General features: G+C 55.8%; 17 protein-coding genes. 10 read left to right on the forward strand and 7 right to left on the reverse strand.

The features are described 5' to 3' along the window. Window positions 1-34: 34 nt before the first annotated feature. The 3 genes from XI03_RS08005 to hypF form a co-directional block, all read right to left on the reverse strand. Window positions 35-619: an isochorismatase family cysteine hydrolase gene (locus XI03_RS08005; protein WP_271591805.1), complete on the reverse strand. Its 585-nt coding sequence runs from the start codon at window positions 617-619 to the stop codon at window positions 35-37. Between the two features lie 12 nt (window positions 620-631). Next, window positions 632-1,744: a KamA family radical SAM protein gene (locus XI03_RS08010; RefSeq protein WP_271591806.1), complete on the reverse strand. Its 1,113-nt coding sequence runs from the start codon at window positions 1,742-1,744 to the stop codon at window positions 632-634. Between the two features lie 207 nt (window positions 1,745-1,951). Beyond that, entirely contained in the window at window positions 1,952-4,384 is a 2,433-nt protein-coding gene (hypF, locus tag XI03_RS08015; protein ID WP_271591807.1) for a carbamoyltransferase HypF, read from the reverse strand. A 753-nt stretch (window positions 4,385-5,137) separates the two neighbouring features. Here hypF and XI03_RS08020 point away from each other — a divergent pair. Beyond that, complete coding sequence (locus XI03_RS08020; RefSeq protein WP_271591808.1) at window positions 5,138-5,377, forward strand: helix-turn-helix domain-containing protein; 240 nt, start codon at window positions 5,138-5,140, stop codon at window positions 5,375-5,377. Window positions 5,378-5,708: 331 nt separating this feature from the next. On the opposite strand, the gene opgC (XI03_RS08025) is transcribed toward XI03_RS08020, so the two are convergent. Together opgC (XI03_RS08025) and opgC (XI03_RS08030) are read right to left on the reverse strand one after the other, a co-directional pair. Further along, window positions 5,709-6,020, reverse strand: a complete 312-nt coding sequence (gene opgC / locus XI03_RS08025; RefSeq protein WP_333935601.1) for an OpgC domain-containing protein — start codon at window positions 6,018-6,020, stop codon at window positions 5,709-5,711. Next, window positions 5,992-6,258 carry an OpgC domain-containing protein gene (opgC, locus tag XI03_RS08030; RefSeq protein ID WP_271591810.1) on the reverse strand — a complete coding sequence of 89 codons (267 nt, stop codon included), beginning with the start codon at window positions 6,256-6,258 and terminating at the stop codon, window positions 5,992-5,994. The genes opgC (XI03_RS08025) and opgC (XI03_RS08030) overlap by 29 nt, the downstream gene beginning before the upstream one ends. Before the next feature lie 32 nt (window positions 6,259-6,290). Between opgC (XI03_RS08030) and XI03_RS08035 the strand changes: the two genes are divergently transcribed. The 6 genes from XI03_RS08035 to XI03_RS08060 all read left to right on the forward strand — a co-directional run bounded on the left by XI03_RS08035 (window position 6,291) and on the right by XI03_RS08060 (window position 9,304). Beyond that, window positions 6,291-6,458, forward strand: coding sequence for a hypothetical protein (locus XI03_RS08035; protein ID WP_271591811.1), 168 nt, complete (start codon window positions 6,291-6,293; stop codon window positions 6,456-6,458). A 56-nt stretch (window positions 6,459-6,514) separates the two neighbouring features. Continuing rightward, window positions 6,515-7,519: a hypothetical protein gene (locus XI03_RS08040; protein ID WP_271591812.1), complete on the forward strand. Its 1,005-nt coding sequence runs from the start codon at window positions 6,515-6,517 to the stop codon at window positions 7,517-7,519. 94 nt (window positions 7,520-7,613) lie between these two features. Continuing rightward, window positions 7,614-7,814 carry a hypothetical protein gene (locus XI03_RS08045; RefSeq protein WP_271591813.1) on the forward strand — a complete coding sequence of 67 codons (201 nt, stop codon included), beginning with the start codon at window positions 7,614-7,616 and terminating at the stop codon, window positions 7,812-7,814. A gap of 119 nt (window positions 7,815-7,933) precedes the next feature. Then, window positions 7,934-8,413, forward strand: coding sequence for a hypothetical protein (locus XI03_RS08050; RefSeq protein ID WP_271591814.1), 480 nt, complete (start codon window positions 7,934-7,936; stop codon window positions 8,411-8,413). Window positions 8,414-8,785: 372 nt separating this feature from the next. After that, window positions 8,786-9,037 (forward strand): hypothetical protein, encoded by a 252-nt coding sequence (locus XI03_RS08055; protein WP_271591815.1) that lies wholly within the window; start codon window positions 8,786-8,788, stop codon window positions 9,035-9,037. A 63-nt stretch (window positions 9,038-9,100) separates the two neighbouring features. After that, window positions 9,101-9,304: a pyocin activator PrtN family protein gene (locus tag XI03_RS08060; protein WP_271591816.1), complete on the forward strand. Its 204-nt coding sequence runs from the start codon at window positions 9,101-9,103 to the stop codon at window positions 9,302-9,304. Between the two features lie 959 nt (window positions 9,305-10,263). Here the strand turns inward: XI03_RS08060 and XI03_RS08065 are convergent. Beyond that, window positions 10,264-11,436, reverse strand: coding sequence for a hypothetical protein (locus XI03_RS08065; protein WP_271591817.1), 1,173 nt, complete (start codon window positions 11,434-11,436; stop codon window positions 10,264-10,266). Between the two features lie 763 nt (window positions 11,437-12,199). Here XI03_RS08065 and XI03_RS08070 point away from each other — a divergent pair. Further along, entirely contained in the window at window positions 12,200-13,309 is a 1,110-nt protein-coding gene (locus tag XI03_RS08070; protein WP_271591818.1) for a patatin-like phospholipase family protein, read from the forward strand. Between the two features lie 202 nt (window positions 13,310-13,511). Here the strand turns inward: XI03_RS08070 and XI03_RS40255 are convergent, their stop codons facing one another. Continuing rightward, the gene (locus XI03_RS40255) at window positions 13,512-13,646 is read right to left on the reverse strand and encodes a hypothetical protein (RefSeq protein ID WP_333935604.1); all 135 of its coding nucleotides are present in this window, start codon (window positions 13,644-13,646) and stop codon (window positions 13,512-13,514) included. 261 nt (window positions 13,647-13,907) lie between these two features. On the opposite strand from XI03_RS40255, the gene XI03_RS08080 reads away from it, so the two are divergent. Together XI03_RS08080 and XI03_RS08085 are read left to right on the forward strand one after the other, a co-directional pair. Beyond that, window positions 13,908-14,810 carry a peptidoglycan-binding domain-containing protein gene (locus tag XI03_RS08080; RefSeq protein ID WP_271591819.1) on the forward strand — a complete coding sequence of 301 codons (903 nt, stop codon included), beginning with the start codon at window positions 13,908-13,910 and terminating at the stop codon, window positions 14,808-14,810. Window positions 14,811-14,894: 84 nt separating this feature from the next. Next, window positions 14,895-15,542 carry a hypothetical protein gene (locus XI03_RS08085; protein WP_271591820.1) on the forward strand — a complete coding sequence of 216 codons (648 nt, stop codon included), beginning with the start codon at window positions 14,895-14,897 and terminating at the stop codon, window positions 15,540-15,542. Window positions 15,543-16,833: the final 1,291 nt, after the last annotated feature.

Genomic DNA, 16,833 nt, shown 5'->3' on the forward strand with positions numbered 1-16,833 from the left:
GAAGGTGGGAGCGCGTGGGACATGAGCTAGTTTTTCATGCAACCTTGATGACCTTACGTGTGAACGACTCCCCCCTATTCAATTGATCAATGATATCCTTCATTGGCTGAATGGTTGCGCAGTAGGAGCCGAGCCAAGCAATCGCCCGTTCAACATCTTCCTGACGCGTCGAAACAACTCCATCTGGAGGGACGATTACGTTGTAACCGCGAAAAAACGCGTCAGCAGCCGTCGTTTGCACGCAAATTTGCGCCTGCATACCAGTGAGGATCAACGTGCCGACACCATGCCGCCGCAGCTGATCGTCAAGATCTGTTTCGAAAAACCCGCTGTCGCGGGGCTTTGGGACCACAATATCTTTAGGATCGAGTACGTCTGCTAGAATATCAGCGCCAGGAGTGCCTTTTCGCGCGGGAAGACATTCTCCAAACCATTCGACGTTTGGATCGGCAGGATCGCAGATAAGCTGAAGGTGAAAGACGTGAACGCCATACGACCTGACGCTGCGCAAGAACTGTACCATACGCGGCAAGAACTCATGCACGGCACGCTCCCGCGCTTCATGTTTACGAACGAGATCATACTGGAGGTCGTTTGTGAGCACAGCGACGTTTTGCATTTGACTGCTCCGTTAGACGTGTCGGATATCCATTGTCTGGCCGAGATAGTTGGTCACTCGATAGCCGCTATCGTTGGAACTCACGTACTCTTCGGTCAACGGAATCTTTCCGAGACGCGTCGTCAGAACGTACTTAGGTGAGGAAAATCCTGTAGAGTACCCAAGCAGGCCACGCATGATTTCGCGACCTTTCGCTATCGTCGTCATGAAATGCGAGACCCCCACTACATTGTCACAGTGGTATAAGTAGTACGGCAGCACACGAATTCTTTGAAGCCCAGTCATCAGCGCGCGCATCGCATCGATGTTGTCGTTGACGCCCTTTAGCAAGACGGCTTGATTCTGAACTGGAATACCGTGCGATAAAAGTCGATCACATGCAGCTGCAGCATCCTCAGTGATTTCCTTCGGGTGATTGAAATGGGTCTGGAACCATATGGGGTGATAACGTGAGAGCATTTCACAAAACTCTTTAGTGATACGCATTGGCAGAAACACCGGGCACCGACTTCCGACGCGAATGATTTCGACGTGACGTATGGACCTTAGCCGTTTGAGGATCTTTTCAAGCCGGCGATCTCCATAAGTTAACGGATCGCCGCCAGAAAGAATGATATCACGAATTTCAGCATGCGATTCGATGTAGGCGTAGTCCTTTTCGAATGACGCACCCTCCGCTTCCCCAAAATACGATCCTTCGAGATCGCTAGTGTGGTACTTCCGGGTGCAGTGCCGACAATATACCGGGCAAATTGAGGTGATGAGAAATAGTGCTCTATCAGGATACTTGTGAATGATCCGATTTGTTTTTCGGTAATAGGTGTCGCCGACTGGATCAACTTCAGCATCCGGGAATGGGGCCATCTCAACGCCAGCCGGAACGGCCTGTAAGCGAATGGGGCACCTCGGATCCACTGGATCCATCAGAGATGCGTAATACGGTGTGATGCGCCATTGGTATTTGCCATTTATGTTGTCGATGGCCTTTCTCTCATGGGGTGTTACCTTGATCCAGGACTCAAGCTGGCTCACTGACTTAATGCAGCGCTGCATTTGCCAAGTCCAATCATTCCATTCCGGGCGATCCCGGTACACGTTGATATCTATGCTCTCATCATTGAGCATTGCTCGTCCTTTCCGCACACCACGATGGCTCTGCAAACCGATATCGCACCGGTGACAATTCCATCGGCCACTCCGTGATGATTATTATCGAGCGCAATACATAGGAGAGAGACGCAATTGCTCGCGTGAGCTTCTCACGGATCCTTTGCGCTTGTCCTAGGTATAGCCTTGGAACTCGGTCGTCATATGGAAGACTCCTGGAGATGCTCACTTCACATTGACGGCAGCCTTAGCCGACAGCTCGAGCATCAATTGACGTCGCAACGCGACAGCCACCTGCCCTACCGCAATCCCTCCATCGTTCGGTGGAAATGCACTGTGCCGATAGACAGCAAATCCAGCGTCACGCAAGGCGTGGAGTACATTCACTGTCAGGAATTCATTGCAGAAAACGCCACCACTAAGGACGATTGCGTTGAACGCATGCAGTTGCCTTAGCAATTGGCACATCTGGGTCACCATTTCTACCAGCGTGGAATGGAATCGCCTGGAGATATCGGCAGCCGGCTGCCCCCCCAACAGCTCATGTGCGATGGCGCGTATCATCGCGCGGTAGTCAAATCGGGTGACCCCTGCGGCATCCTCGAACACCACAGGATATGGCTCTGTCATCTCGAAATTGCGGCGCAGGAGTCCCTCGAGCTCGATCGGCCCCTGCGCTTCATACTCCGCGCGATATGCCATACCGCTGAGTGCGGCGACACCGTCGAACAGACGCCCCATGCTCGTACACAATGGAGAACGGACATCTTTGCAGTACATCGCTGTCAACACTCGGAGTTCATCTGGCGTGAACTCAGCGATAACTGGCAACGTGGCGCAGGCAGACAGATCGCCTTCGTACGCATCGAGCAATAGTGCAAGCGCGGTGCGCCGCGGCTCTCGTACCGCTCGGTCGCCTCCGAGTAGGCGGAGGGACCGAATTGATCCCACTTGTCTAGCTGCGCACAGATCTCCCACCAAAAATTCTGCGCCCCAGATGCTACCGTCATCGCCGAAACCTGCGCCGTCGAAGATCACGCCGAGCGCAGGCCCCTCGAGCTGGTTTTCAGTCATGCAGGACGCCATATGCGCGTGATGATGTTGAACTTGAACCAGGGCGCGCCCGGCTTCTTGCAACGCCATTTGCGTCGAACGAAAATTTGGATGTAGATCGCACGCGACTATTTGTGGGAGCGACTTTAGCAATCGAGTTAGATGTTTTTGAAGTGTATAGTGGCTTCCGAGGGTTTCGTCGTTTTTCAGATCGCCGATGTGCTGGCTGACGACGATTTGGCCGCGCGCATATATCGCAATCGCGGTCTTGAGCTCCGCCCCCAGGGCTAATATTGTCGGCGCGGCGTCGGTCAAACCTTGAAGGTCGAATGCATAGGGGGCGTAACCGCGCCCGCGCCGGAGGAATAATAGCTCGCTCGGATCGCCGTTATCGGCTGGAAGCCTGCGCAAAACCGAGTCGTCCACCCGAACTTCGATATCACGATTGTGCATGAGGATTAGGTCGGCGACGACCGGCAACTCTGCCAGAGCGGTCGCGTTGTCAATAACAATTGGGCGACCGGAGATATTCCCGCTCGTAGCCACGACTATTGGCGGCGCACCACGATCGAACATAAGATGATGCAGCGGCGTGGAAGGCAGCATAACGCCAAGCGTTGGATTATTCGGGGCAATGTTATCAGGAAGTCGGGAATTTGGATGCCTGGGCATCAGTACAATCGGACTGGCCCAGTGGCCTAACAGCCTGGCCTCGTCAGGCGTGATGATAGCGTGGCGCCTTGCAGTTTCGAGATCGGCCGCCATTAGTGCAAGCGGCTTTGAATCGCGTCGCTTGCGGCGTCGAAGTTCGGCCACAGCCGTCGCGTTCCCTGCGTCCACGACCAGATGGAATCCTCCTGCCCCTTTGACCGCTACGATCCTTCCGGCGTGGAGGGCATCTACAACGGCGAACAATGGATCACCAGCGACGACCTGACCTCCTCGATCGTACAAGGTGAGCCGTGGACCGCATTTCGCACATGCGTTCGGCTGCGCGTGGTAGCGACGATCTGCTACGAGCTCATATTCCGCGCGGCACTGCGGACACTGTTCAAACTCGGACATGGTAGTGACGCGCCGGTCGTACGGCAGGTCACGAATGATTGAAAAGCGCGGCCCGCAATTCACGCAATTAATGAAGGGGTATCCGTAACGCCGATCTCCAGGAGTGCGCATCTCTGAGAGACACTCTTTGCATGGCGCGGCATCAGGCGAGATCGTGAGGCGGCGCTCGTCCATCTGCTCGCTATGGGCCACCTCGAAACTCTGGCAACTCGGATCCGGGCTAGACGCCAGCACCGAAACGCGATCAATTCTGGCGAGATTCGGCGCTTTGTCCTGCAAATCAGCAACGAATTTAGCAACAAGCGCATAGGAACAACCATGCAGCAGAATGTCGACTGAAGCGCCGCAGTTTCGGACAAAGCCCCGCAGACCCAGACTCCGTGCTTGGCGAACGACGAAAGGACGAAACCCCACGCCCTGTACCAAGCCAAAGACCTGCAGTTGCCAGCTAAGCGGCGGGTCTACATTATCTTCGGACCTGATGTGAACGCTATCCAGGTCGAGCGGGGTGGTCTCTTCGATAGAACGCTGTGTTACCATTGGGCCCGAGCACCACGAGTGAGAAAGTCGTCGGGTACGGAAATCGAGGCTCGGATGCGTCGATATTGCATGCATGAAGATAGCAGACCCGTCGAGTGTGCAGCTCTGTCGCCCTCTTCTGTTGGATTGTCGTTCATCGGCATTCCTGGTTTACCCGCCTAGGAACTGGAGTAGAACGGTGAATAATTGCACAACGTACCGCGTGCAGCGTGGACACTGACGGCACACCTGACCTTTATCCGACGTAATTGCTATCAGGTAAGTCGACGGGACCGCACCTACCGAGATCGGTAGGCTCGGCCATTCACATGCTGTTGCCGGGTATCCGACTCGCTGCCAAGTCTACGATGTCGGCTCCGCTTGTTTGGTAGGCCAAGGAAGGCCGCTGCGTGTATTGGCACCGGCGTGGCGGCAGCGTCAGATTCGCGACCGTGCAGGCTGCTGCCCTTAAGTCTCAGGTTGCGCAACCGGAAGATCTATCAGGTCGGCCAGTGAGCCCTGGCCCGGCGCTTAGACTTCTCGACCGCTACCTGCGCTCCCATCCTCCAAAAAACTGCTTAATCAGAACTGGCGTCCAGCGTCAGCGTACATCTCCTCGATCTTGTGCCGCAATTCTCCGGCCGACCTGGGAAGCTGCGAACATTATTACCGAACGTGGTGTGGAGGCAGCAAGATGCAGGCGATACTGGCGGAGGTCGCGCAACGCTTCAGCGGCTCAATTTCGATCTGGACAATGTCGCCAGGACACTCGGAATGTCGCGGCGATTCGTGAAAAAATGCTTGAGGGGACCGGAAAGTCGTTCACCGAGCACCTTACAGGATGCCGATTGGAGCGCGCCCTCGCCTGACGGATCCGCACCGCTTGCATGTCCGATCCTCCATATTGCGTTCGAAGTCGGCTTTGGTGATGCTTCCCATTTCAATCGCATGTTCCGCCTGCGGTTCGGTGAGACGCCATCAGGCGTACGCGCCGGATCGACCATGCGGGAGTAGTAATCTCGCACTCCTCCCAATCCGCGGACGATGCCGCTAAAAGCCGGGCATTCGTGGGTTTTGCGAACACCTTTGAGCAGGATGATCGTTTTCGGTCAAAGGCAGCGATTGAGGGTAAGCGCCGGGTCTATCGAGGATAGCTCCGTCGGCTGCAGGCTGAGAGCTGAATCGCGGTTCGGCTGAGGGCCAGGAGGCAACATCCCTGCTGCGGTGCTATAGGCTAGGGCTATGGGCCAAGGGTTCGCTCCGCGCTCCCTCGCGACTCTCCCAGAATGCCGGTGCATTCCCCCCTGTCCATTGCGTCCGCCGAGGCTGACGAGCGCGCTTATTATTAGTCGCGTTTAAAAGCCTCGCTACGATCACCATTACTACGATTCCGGCAAGACTGAACGCAATCTGCATAACCGCCAGATCTGAGATGAGGAGCGGAGTAAGAACGGCTGGCGAGCGCCAGGAGAACGCCAAGACAATAGATCGGAAGCGAGTTCTCCCCACACAACTTTGCACAGTGTAGCACCGGGCTCGATAGTCCTTTCCAACTCCGAGGAAAGAGCCATAACACCACCATTGCAAGAGCCAGAAAATGGAGCAGCCGCAACGGACTCAGATTCGATTTATCTAGTGGAAATACCGATTCGGTCAAAGAAAACCAGCGGCTTGATCTCCCTCAGTGAGAGCATCAGGCTGAAAACTAGATAAAGAACGGCAACAACAAGGGCCGCCCGCGACGTCAGCCACGGTCGGCACTTCTCCTCATCGATGGCGTACCATCCGCCTAGCACGATCAGAAGCTGCCAAGCCAACGGATTGAAGAACCAAACGCCGTTGCCAGCGCGCTCATCGCCGGTAAATTCGGCAAGGCTCAGACCAAGAACGGCCACACCAAAGAGCGTGCGGTGCCGGCGTCGGGCCGGTGTCGCTCGACATGGCCGTGCTCCACAAGCACGTCAATCAGGTGATCTATGACCTGGAGATGAGCGAGCCGGTAGCCAATGCGTGGCGGCTGATCCAGGACAGCCGTGTGCGTGGCGCACTGGAGAATGCCGGCCGCACGGCCGATTTCGACGCGCTGCAAGCGTAGTTGAAAGACGCCGCTGAGGGCGCGCTTGGTGCGACAACGGCGGTCGGTTCCGCATAATGGCCCTCAGGTCGAACTTCACTGCCGCGAAGCTTGGCCTGAACTTGACGAACGCGCTCCAGCAGATGAGCGGTGTGGCGCAGTCCTTCGTCGTCGCGGGCAAGAAGGACATGGCGGTTGGCATTGCCAAGACCGTGCGCGATCCGGCCGCTGCGGCCGGCGCGGCTCCCTTCATGGCGACGCGGCAGACGACGTTCAACAAAGACATGGACGCGTTCCTGGAGAGCAGCGCGTCGGGTGCAACGCCCTCGAGGTGGAAGGAGTTCAAGAAGGACTATTGGGGACCTGCGGCTTTCTGGCTGATGCAGAAGGTGCAATGGCACTTTGCCGACGTCCCGACCTGGATCGCCGGCTATGAACAGGACTTACGGAAGTTCGGCGGCAACGAGAGCCGGGCGGCCGCGCATGCTAACGGTTTGGTCAAGCGCGCTCAGGTCTCAGGCCTGTTCACGGATCGGTCGGCCATTGAGCGCGGCTCACTCGGCACGATGACCCGGCAGAATGAGTTCGTGAAGCTCTTCTCGACGCTGGGCAGCTACATGTTTGCCAAGACTAACGTCGCATACGAGCGCGGCAAGAAGGCCCAGCAGGTGTTTGCTGAGAACGGCGCGTCCAAGGTGTCGGGACTGGAAGCAGCGTCTCTGGTGGCTGACTGGTGCTGCTGTTCAGCGTCGAGGCTCTGGTTGGTGCTGCTGCCAGGGCCGCTGCCGGCACAATCTTCGGCAGTGGTGATGCTGGCGACGATGACGAGAATTCTGCGCTATGGCTCGCCAAGAAGACCGCGCTCTCGGTCATCGGCACGCTGCCGTTCGTGCGGGACATGGCGTCGGTGGTCCAGGGGTACGGCGCTGGCGGCGCTTACGGTTCGATCACCGGGGATTTGGCAAAGCCGGTTTGGACTATCGGCAAGGCTGTTGGCGCGGTCGATAGCGAGTTCAGCCGCAGCGCTGCGAAGGCGCTTTCGAACGCGCTTTGAGCTACGACCGGCTTCCCGTCCGTGCTGACCAACCCGGTTATCGACGCTCTGGCCCGGCAGAACAACGGAGAGCAGGTTTCGCCGCTCGAATATGCATTCGGCAAATTCGGAAACGGCAAGTAATGTCATTCGCTCAAAAACTGCGAACCAGGGCGCGGGAGATCGCGGCGGCAGGGCTGGCCGGGCCGGTCGAGGAGCAGGCGTTGCAGCGGCGGCTTACCGACGCTCTTGCCGGTGAACTATCGTTCGCGGACGCGATGTTGATGGCATACGTGGGGGCGGCAGCGGCTGGCGGCAGCGGCGATGGCGCGGGGTCGATGTAAGGCGCGTGGTATTCCAACATGGCGGCGAAGTTCTACGATCGGACGACCGATGCTGTGGCGGCCGCCCGACGAGGTCTGCGGGACATGCCCACTCGCGCGAATCAGGATACTTTTCCGCCATGACGATCGACAAGGAAACTGTTCTGTTCGGGCTCGCGATCTACGGCGCAACGCTTTCCACTTGGAATTTATACAGCGCTCTCCGAAAGGAGCGACGCGCGATCCGGATCAGCATGGGCTCCAAGATGCCTGTTAATACGGGCTTAGCTTACGACGGCAGATGTTTCGCACACCTTGAAGTGACAAACGCCGGACAGCGTCCTGTTACCATCGTGACGATCGGGTTAGAGGTCCCGGGAGGGAAGTGGCTAAATCCCGGCCGGCACTACCCCGGATTGGACAACACCGAGCTGCCAATCACATTGACAGACGGGCAGACCGCGCGACTGCATTATGCCTACGCTGATATTGCGGCAGCACTTATGGAAGGTTTTGCCGGCAAACGGACCCGCTTAGTGCCATTCGCGAAAGACTCAGTGGGTAATACTCATCGCGGTGAAAGGTGGGAGGTTGATCCTACGGAGTTTGCGGGGATGTAGGCCGGAGATGCCAGGCCGAAAATCTCAATTCGTAACAGTTTCGATACCCGCAACGCGCGTTGCGATCTCGCCTACAGTCAGCGGCCCGCCGACCGTTCATAAAAGTCAGTGGTCCGGCTTGCTCGACCTCTTTGAGGTCTCCAATCCCATACCAGCCGCCTAATTGCTTCCGAGATGTTCGGAAGATCGGGCTGTTGACGTCGCCAGTCGTCAATTTTTTTCACCCAACTGGCCGGGGCAACCATGTTTAGGCGCTTGGTTTGTTTTTCCAACTTAGGGGGCATCAGACCATCCAAATAATTTGACAAACTCTCTTAACACCATCTTCTCGCGCTCAGCCGCAATGACAAATATCTCATCTCCAAATTTGGTGTGCTCCAGAAGGCTGCTCGCTTTGCACTGACTGAGATCGACGCCATTCCGGAGACGGCTGGACCTGTCGAGGAGCACGAGGCAATCCAGTGGGCGATTGCGCCCGTCCAACGGCTTGCGGAGCGCTTCGACATCGGATTGAGCTGTTATGCTCTCAGCGGCTTGAGCGCACAGTTGAAGGAGCGCGTCTCGGCTTGGCTCGACGGTGATGGCCTTCACTGCCTATTGCAGCCCATGGAGATCGCGGCCTGATGAACACCGCCTTTCTGCTGATGGCTCAAATACAACGGCCTTTGTGTCATCCCGCTCGAATTGGTGTGTCTGGACTACTTCCAACACCTGACGACAAACGAGTTCGCGCGGAAGGCTACGAACGGGAGCCTCGACATCCCGGTTGTCCGGATCGAGGGCAGGGCCAAAGGCACGCGCAGCGTTCATCTTGCCGACCTCGCCCGCTGGATCGACGATCGCCGCGAGGCGGCCCGGAAGGAATGCGACCGATTGCAGGGGCGACGGTGAGAAAAAGGCCCTGCTGACGACAAAAGCCCGGCCAAGTGCCGGGCTGTGTTTTTCAGCCTTCCACGATGTGATCGCCCTAGAGTTGTGATAGCGATCGGATCGCGGCGCTCGACAACAGGGGTTTGAAAAGATGGACCCACGGCGACGGATCGCGAGGCGGACATTGAGGTAACGGGCCAGGACGCCGGCCTGTCCTTAGGCAAAGATGGGCATATCATGGCCCTTATCGCCGCTCTCTCCGCCGCATCTTCAATAATGGCACATGGCAGCACGGCGGTCGCCTAGCGGGGAGCTATTGGATGTCGATGGAGCGGGCCGAGCGACGCCGCATCCGGATTGACAGCGAGTGCATCGCCAACGTTGACTACCGCCAACTCTTTCCGCGTCTTGCCTACGTCTGGGCGAGAGAAGCGCAGCCTGAAGGCGACATTTCAACTGATGCGCATAGAGAGCGACATGCTCATCGAGGTCATCACATATTTGGCGCAAGCCGGGGTCACCGGGTTGCCGCTCCACGACGCGGTGCTGGTCGCGCAGTCGAAGGCCGAGGTTGCAGCAAGAGCAATGCAGGCCCCTTTCGAGCGGGGGGCAGCTCTCCGTGCGCGATCGTTTCGGTGACATTTTGGTAATAATCACAATGACTTAACTTCCTACGCCTCCGCTAATGGAGGAGCAGCGGAGGGGGTAACTTAGAGCCGTAAAGAGGCCCCCTGTTGTCTCCTTGAGGGTTGCCTTCAAGGTAGGGTGATCAATCACTGCCGACCAACAGGAACATCTACATGTCTGCTATCGAGGCCTTTGATGAAGGCGCTTTAAGGATTCCATCCAGCTCCCCGAGCCGGCTGGCTATGCAGTTGGCGAGAGGCCCGCATCGGCCACAAGACGAGCCGAATCCGCTAAGTGCCCTCTTAGTATCACAATTCAAGCAGCGTCTGAACTAGGCTCGGACTCTTCGCTGCTCAACGCTCGCCCGATGCGACTGCTGCCACGCTCCTCTGGCAGTATCGTACAGCGATCCAAGGGGGGATTATCTCGAATGGCAGATTGGGGAAGCCGCCATCGCTCGTAGTGCCACCATGCACTCCCGTGGTCGTATCGCCCGCCCCGGCTCCTTGTTGGTCCGGCCTGTTTGCCGGGGGTGGGCCCCCAAGATGGTAACCCGCATGCTGATAGACTGAATGTCGGTGCGGCGGGAGATTGCCTTCAGCCAACCTTACCGAACTTTGACCTCCCTGTTCACCGCCACGCTGCGTAGGCGAGGCGCCCACGAGGAAGCGCCCGGGAACGCTGAGTTCTTTCCAACCAGACGGACAACTTTCGGAGATAAAAGGAATTACAGCATTCGCCGGCAGGAGTTCTCTTAGCAACTCCGCCTTCAGGCGCTCTATCGCACCGGAGCTTGTCGCCCTTATAGGGATATTGATGGTGTTCGCTCTGTTGCCGGTCCCAACGAAAATCAATCGAGCTGCCACCGGTTGACCAGTCTCCCTCTTACAGGTGTATGAGTTCTCCGCGCCCAGCTCTGCTCCTATCGCTGTCCTTTGGAGATCACCATCCAGGAAGCATCCGACTCCTGCCGAGCCGCCAAGTTGCTCCAGCTTATATTTTTCAGATGTTCTTCCAGGAATGTGTTTCACGTCGACTATAAATCGATCGTCGGCACCAGGGTCCAACTCGACATATCCACCCGTCCACTCGAGTCCGTACTGGGTCGCAAGTCGCAGGCAAGTGTTGACGCTGTCAGCTAGGTATTGTCCGATCGAGGAGCTTTCCTGTTCGGCAACCGACTTTACGAAATCTTCTGCTCCCTTGTCGCAGAAGTTGTCGATGTCAGTCTGGTCGAATTGATTTGTGCTGCTATAGGAGCCTCTTCCACTTCCACGCTGATAGATTTTAATCTTCAAGGAAGCAGATGCCGAATTCGCTTTAACGACCCTTGTGCTACGCTCTCGGCATATTTCATGCCATTGCTGATTGGCAGTTTCCTCAGCGAATCTGCGCTCGCTCTTATTGATCAATCCGCTCGTTGCGAGCGTACTGCAGATATCGAAAGCTGGATTTTGAGCGAACGCCGTAGAACCTAAACCGCAAATGGACATGGCCATCACTGGCCGTAAAATCACTCTCATCATAGCATGCCTCCCAATAAAAAAGCGATGCCGGTACGCGAAAGTGGCTAGGGCCTAGCCGAGTATTTTAGCAGAATGGCAGGCTGGTTGCAAATGGAAGGTGCTGCTCGTCCAGCGTCCAGAATGTCGCAGCTAGTTTAGGTTGTCCTGATTGGGTGAACTCGATCCACGCTTCGAGAACCGAGGGCAGAGACGTTCTCATGTCCGCCATGTGCCGCGGGAGCCGCTGCCCAGCGACGCTCGCTCAAAATCACCCGCTAGACACCGGACGAGATTCGACGCTAACCACGTGTTTTCTTTTAGGGGACGAGCAGTCGGTCAGGAGTCGTCTTCAAGGCACGAGCCAAGCGAGCCAGGACGATATGGTGCAATTGCGAGTGCCACGCTCGACCTGACTGACATAAGTCCGTTCCAGGTCGCGGCCTGCAAAGCGGCAACTACCGAGTATGCGAACACCCGCTAGGAGCCGATCCGATTTCGGGTTGCGGGCACAAACGGGACGTTCCCTGCTCAATGTGGCGAATCCGCAGGTGATCCACCTGAGACTTGGGCCGTGGTCCGGCAGCAATGTCGGCATACTCTAGTCGAGTTGTCACGTCCGCTGATATGATGTCGCGGCGTGGAGAAGACATTGGACAGCGCAAATTCTCAGCGTTCTGGAGGTGTGGCGGACAACGGCCCGAGATAGCCTGCCGTGCGGTGTTGAGGGGCTCGACGTCGTGACATAGCAAACGCCTATTGCGGGAGATCAAAGATTGGTCTTGTATTGGCTGGTGGTGGAGCAAAAGGCGCTTATCAGGCTGGCGTATTGCGGGCGCTGGATGAAGGTGGCGTGAAACCGGACGTCATAGCCGGCACCTCAATAGGGGCCTTTAATGGGGTGCTTACGCTGGTAGATACACCACAACGCGAAATCATCTGGCAGCGCCTGGCCACAAAACATTTTGTGAAGGTGAGCTGGGTTACCGCACTCGCGATTGCGGTCCGTTTAGCCAAATTGTGGGCTCTCCTTTTTCGCGCGTCCGACCGAGCTCGTTTTGTCATGATTATTCTCTTCATGACACTTGGCCTTCTTCTCGCTATCGGTTGTGGTTTCCTGCCTGAGAACACGCCACCTAGTTCATCCCTACTGGTCGCGGTGACGATTGGAGCGTTTGCGCTCTTCACGGCTCTCGACATAGTAGCCTCGCTGGTCAATCGCCTACAGGCCCCGGGGCTGTTCAGAATAGCCACTCTTGGTCGCCTCGTTCAACACGCGATCCCCTGGGATCGTCTGGAAAATTGCCAAGTCGAAATTTTCATTACTTTGGCTAAGAAGGTTCCGCGGGGGCTCGGCTGGGCCCCAGAATATCTGAAGCTGAATTCTCTCTCAAAGTCCGACGCATTCAGATTCATCGTAGGTACAATGGCGTTGCCAATGATTTATCCAAGGGTCCTCATCGGAAACGCGGCGTATGCCGATGGGGGGCTCGCTGATAACACACCCATCTTTGCCTTGGCAGACCTCAATTGCGATAAGATCTATGTGGTGCACCTCAACCCTTACGCCATGGTAAGACACCTTTGGTTGGCGTTTTCTGGGTTGGACTTACGTGACACGGAGCAAACGAGTGATTGGTTTCGACGTATAAGTATGCTGCGTCATAACGTGGGAAAGAAAGATTATGAATTCTTGTTTGACCAAGAATGGCGCGAACGTTGGTCCGCTACTACCATCGTTCACATCTGCCCAAAGAAAAAGCTCGGCTGCTGGCCCTTGAGTACAATTTTCTTTTCGCAAAAATCCTGCCGGAGATTGATAGAATTGGGTTACCGGGATGCCCAAAAAGCTCTGAATTCTCGACAAAATGAAGAGCGAACCATCGTGCAGTTTTGATGGTCCTTCCGAATTGATGCAGTCTCTAGGCCCATGGCCGGTTATCGCCCATGGCGATCCTTGCAGGCCCTTATGCCGCATCCTGCCGGAAAGCGAGTTATGCCTTTCGCCTTTTGGCTTGATGGTCACGTCCGCGTAGCCTGCGAGAGACGTTGCGAGGCGCCTGTCACTGAATGGCGTCCAGCACGCGCATCTCAACACCCTAATCAATGCCGATTGTCTTGAAGCGATGGCCCCAGCCATGGCTTGGATCAACGTTCTCGTCCTTCACCATCTCATCATTGACCTTGTTCCGTACCGTCTTCACCGTGGTGCGGATGCCCAACTTCCCGACCATGGGCAATAAACGATAGCCGTCCTTGGGCCCTAGAGCTCTGGAAAGCCTTGGATCAGTTGCCGATACAAAACCACGTGCTCACAAACTCGTTCGCATTCTTTCCGCGTGCGTCGCCGCCGGAACCACCAATTCCTGAGCGGCATTGGTACGTAATTTTTGCGCACTCTTTCCTCCGAATGTGAGCTAGTTCATATTCTCGCTCTCTAGCGAGCACTAGCTTTGCTAGTATTAAGTCGGACGCGCTTCTTCCGGAGGGAAGATATGAGTACGTGCGGACGGACTATATCCAGCATCCAGAATGCAACCCACATCATACTAATAGTCGCAACGGTTGCGTCGCTTTGCACCGGACCGGCATTTGCGCAATCCCAAACAGCCTCCCAAATCCGAAAGCAACAAGAAGCCCTGATTTGGACGACCGACTACGAGGGTCTTGTTGACGGAAAGATTGGTGAAGGCACGCTTGCGGCTATCAAGAAATTCCAAGCTCGCATCGGACATCCTGCAACAGGCCAATTGACTTCACTGGAAGAAGGCCAACTTCTGCAGGAGGGGCGGGCTCGTCGTACTCAAGCGGGGTTTAGGCAGCTTACAGACAACGAAGCAGGGGTATCAGTCGGTATTCCCTTGGGCTTGGTGCAGGGACCAACAGAGACGAAATGGGGCAACCACTGGTACAGCAAGAAAAATGGACTCCTTGTTGAGACCCTGCGGTTCGGGACTGAAGTGTCGCTTAAAGACCTTTTCGACAGACTCCTCAAAATCAATGACAGGAAAGTCGCATATCAGCGCTTTGTTGAAAACACTTGGTTCGTGATTGCTGCATTTGAGGGGAAAGCCGCTGTCTATGTCCGCGCCGATGTCGTAACGCCACCGAACCAGCCATCAGAGATACGCGGATTTTCAGTTTGGATGAGCAAGGATCGGCCTGCCGAGTACCAAGCAATTCCTCCAGCGATGCTCTCTAGCTTTCGATCCAACACTGACCGAAAAAATGACGCTTCATCGAATGAAACGGTTGGCAGCGCCCCACCTACCGTTGTGAATCCGCCTCCTGTTGTAATTCAGACGAGCAAATCCGCGGTCAGCGTTCTGGATTGCTATAAGGGACTTGGAGACTGTCCGGCCGCTATGACCCCCGCTCCGGTTGCTGCGTTTAAGTAATATTGGGTCTCAGCATTAAGGGATGCCGTCATGTGTGTTGCATGCTCGCGACGCGCCTTGATCGTCGGGTCGATTTCGATTCTGATGTCAAGCCAAATCGCTTCCTATGCGATCGACAGCACTCGCGTTGCTTGCATTTCTCGAAGTCCTCCGTCCGATTACAATGACACCAAATCCAAATCGGGTGATCCGGCCTTTGATAGAGCGCTGATAGCAGAATTGAAGCGCATCATCACAGTGATTCCGGTCGACCCTGGATTCAAGTTTGTCAACGCCAAGAACGCAGGAGCTACGCCTGAGACTATCGTCGACGGAACAAAGGGGACTGTTTTGATCGGACTCAGGTTGGTCAATGAGCTTCTCAAGCCGAGCCAAGGAGGAATTACGGTTGCCTGTGTGTTAGCACACGAGTGCGGTCACATCTTCCAGTTCTTCTCGGCTGATCAATATTATGAACGTTTGAGCGGTCCAACGGAGCGTTTGCGCGAGCTTCATGCAGACGTCCTCGCCGGATACTATTTGGCTAAAAAAATGGGATCCGATCCCGGCGCTATGCGCGATGTACTGAGGGCATTCATTGCCTTAGGCGCTTACGAGAACGCGTCGCCGGATGATCATGGATCTCCGGGGCAGCGATGTGCGGCATTGGATAAGGGATATACGTTGTCATTAGGTGGGCAAACGTTCGAGGCTTCAGCGCGAGAGGGAGCATCCTATGTCCGAGGACTATAGAAAGAATTCAGCCCAGCTCCTTTTAGCCATGGGAATGTGGAGTTGCCTGATCTCGCCAGGTGCCTGCGAGGAATCTATACCTCCTCCACCTATACTCCAGAATCCGCCGAGTTCAGGGGCTACTCTCGCGGGATTCTTTTCATCGAAGACGCCTTACGAGTTTTGGCTGACTTGCTTGATCGGTATTCTAGGCCTAGCGATTATCTGCGCACTTATCTTTACACTACGGAAAGTTACCAATGCTCGGCCTGACGATATTGCCCGCCCGGTAATTATTCTTACGGTTATTACCGGGACTCTCATCTTGGTGACAGTCGGCTACAGCAACGAACAGATTGCACCCGCTTTTGGACTATTCGGAACGATCATCGGGTACATGCTTGGCCGTTTTGCCCAATCTGCGGCTGCTACTGCCCCAAGTGATTCTCAACAAAGCAGTGCTTCCCAATCGTCGGGAAAGCGTCCGAATACCGAAGAAGTTAGGAGCGCAGCATGAAGATCGGCGCGAGGATTCCGGTCTACTTTCTGGCCGCAATAGGACTAGTGACGCATGCCGCCGCTGGGGATTCTGCAACGCCGAGGGCGCCGATCGGTCCTCGGGAAGGAGGAATAGCTCAGATAGCTCCTCCATCTCTTATTTTGAACTCGCCACCTAAGCCTGGTGATATTCGCATCAGGAATCCCGGTCCTTACACGCTAGTCTTTTCTTACTGGAACGGGCAGTCTGCATGGCAAACCCTATCGATTGAGCCTAAGCAGTCGATAGACTTTTCGTGTGCAAAATGCGGTGAGACGGTTTCAGTCTCGTACCACGACGGAAAGGAAAATAAGACGATCAAGGCAACACCTGGCCGCACGTACCTATTTTGGCCTGGACAGGCGAATGCCTGGGTTCTGGTTTTAGCGTCTTCCGCATCCGAATAGCGGGTTCGGGCCAAGTTCACTGCTCTCGTTTCAGTATGTGCGTAGCCGATGCACTAAATCACCTATTCGTATACTGCTGCCGCCGAGCCATCGCTCCTCCAAGGGCGTACCGATATCCAGCTGCTGCGCGGCTCGCAGTGCCACCCTCGTTCTTGCCTTGCGCGGTTTAATCGTTTCTGATCGGCTCCCTTTGCGTCGCCGGGACCTCTGCTCGAAATCCATCAGATCGCGACCTGTGGGGTGCTCTGGTGGAGTCCAGGGAGTGGGTGCCGCCCATCCCAGAGCTGGATACGTGGACTCTGCTCCGTCTTGTTGTTGGGGTGCCCTCCACTCCAGGAAGGGAGGCCGATACTATTGAGTAGGAATG

Origin of the sequence: Bradyrhizobium sp. CCBAU 65884 (assembly GCF_028128835.1) — a bacterium.
Classification (GTDB): domain Bacteria; phylum Pseudomonadota; class Alphaproteobacteria; order Rhizobiales; family Xanthobacteraceae; genus Bradyrhizobium; species Bradyrhizobium ottawaense.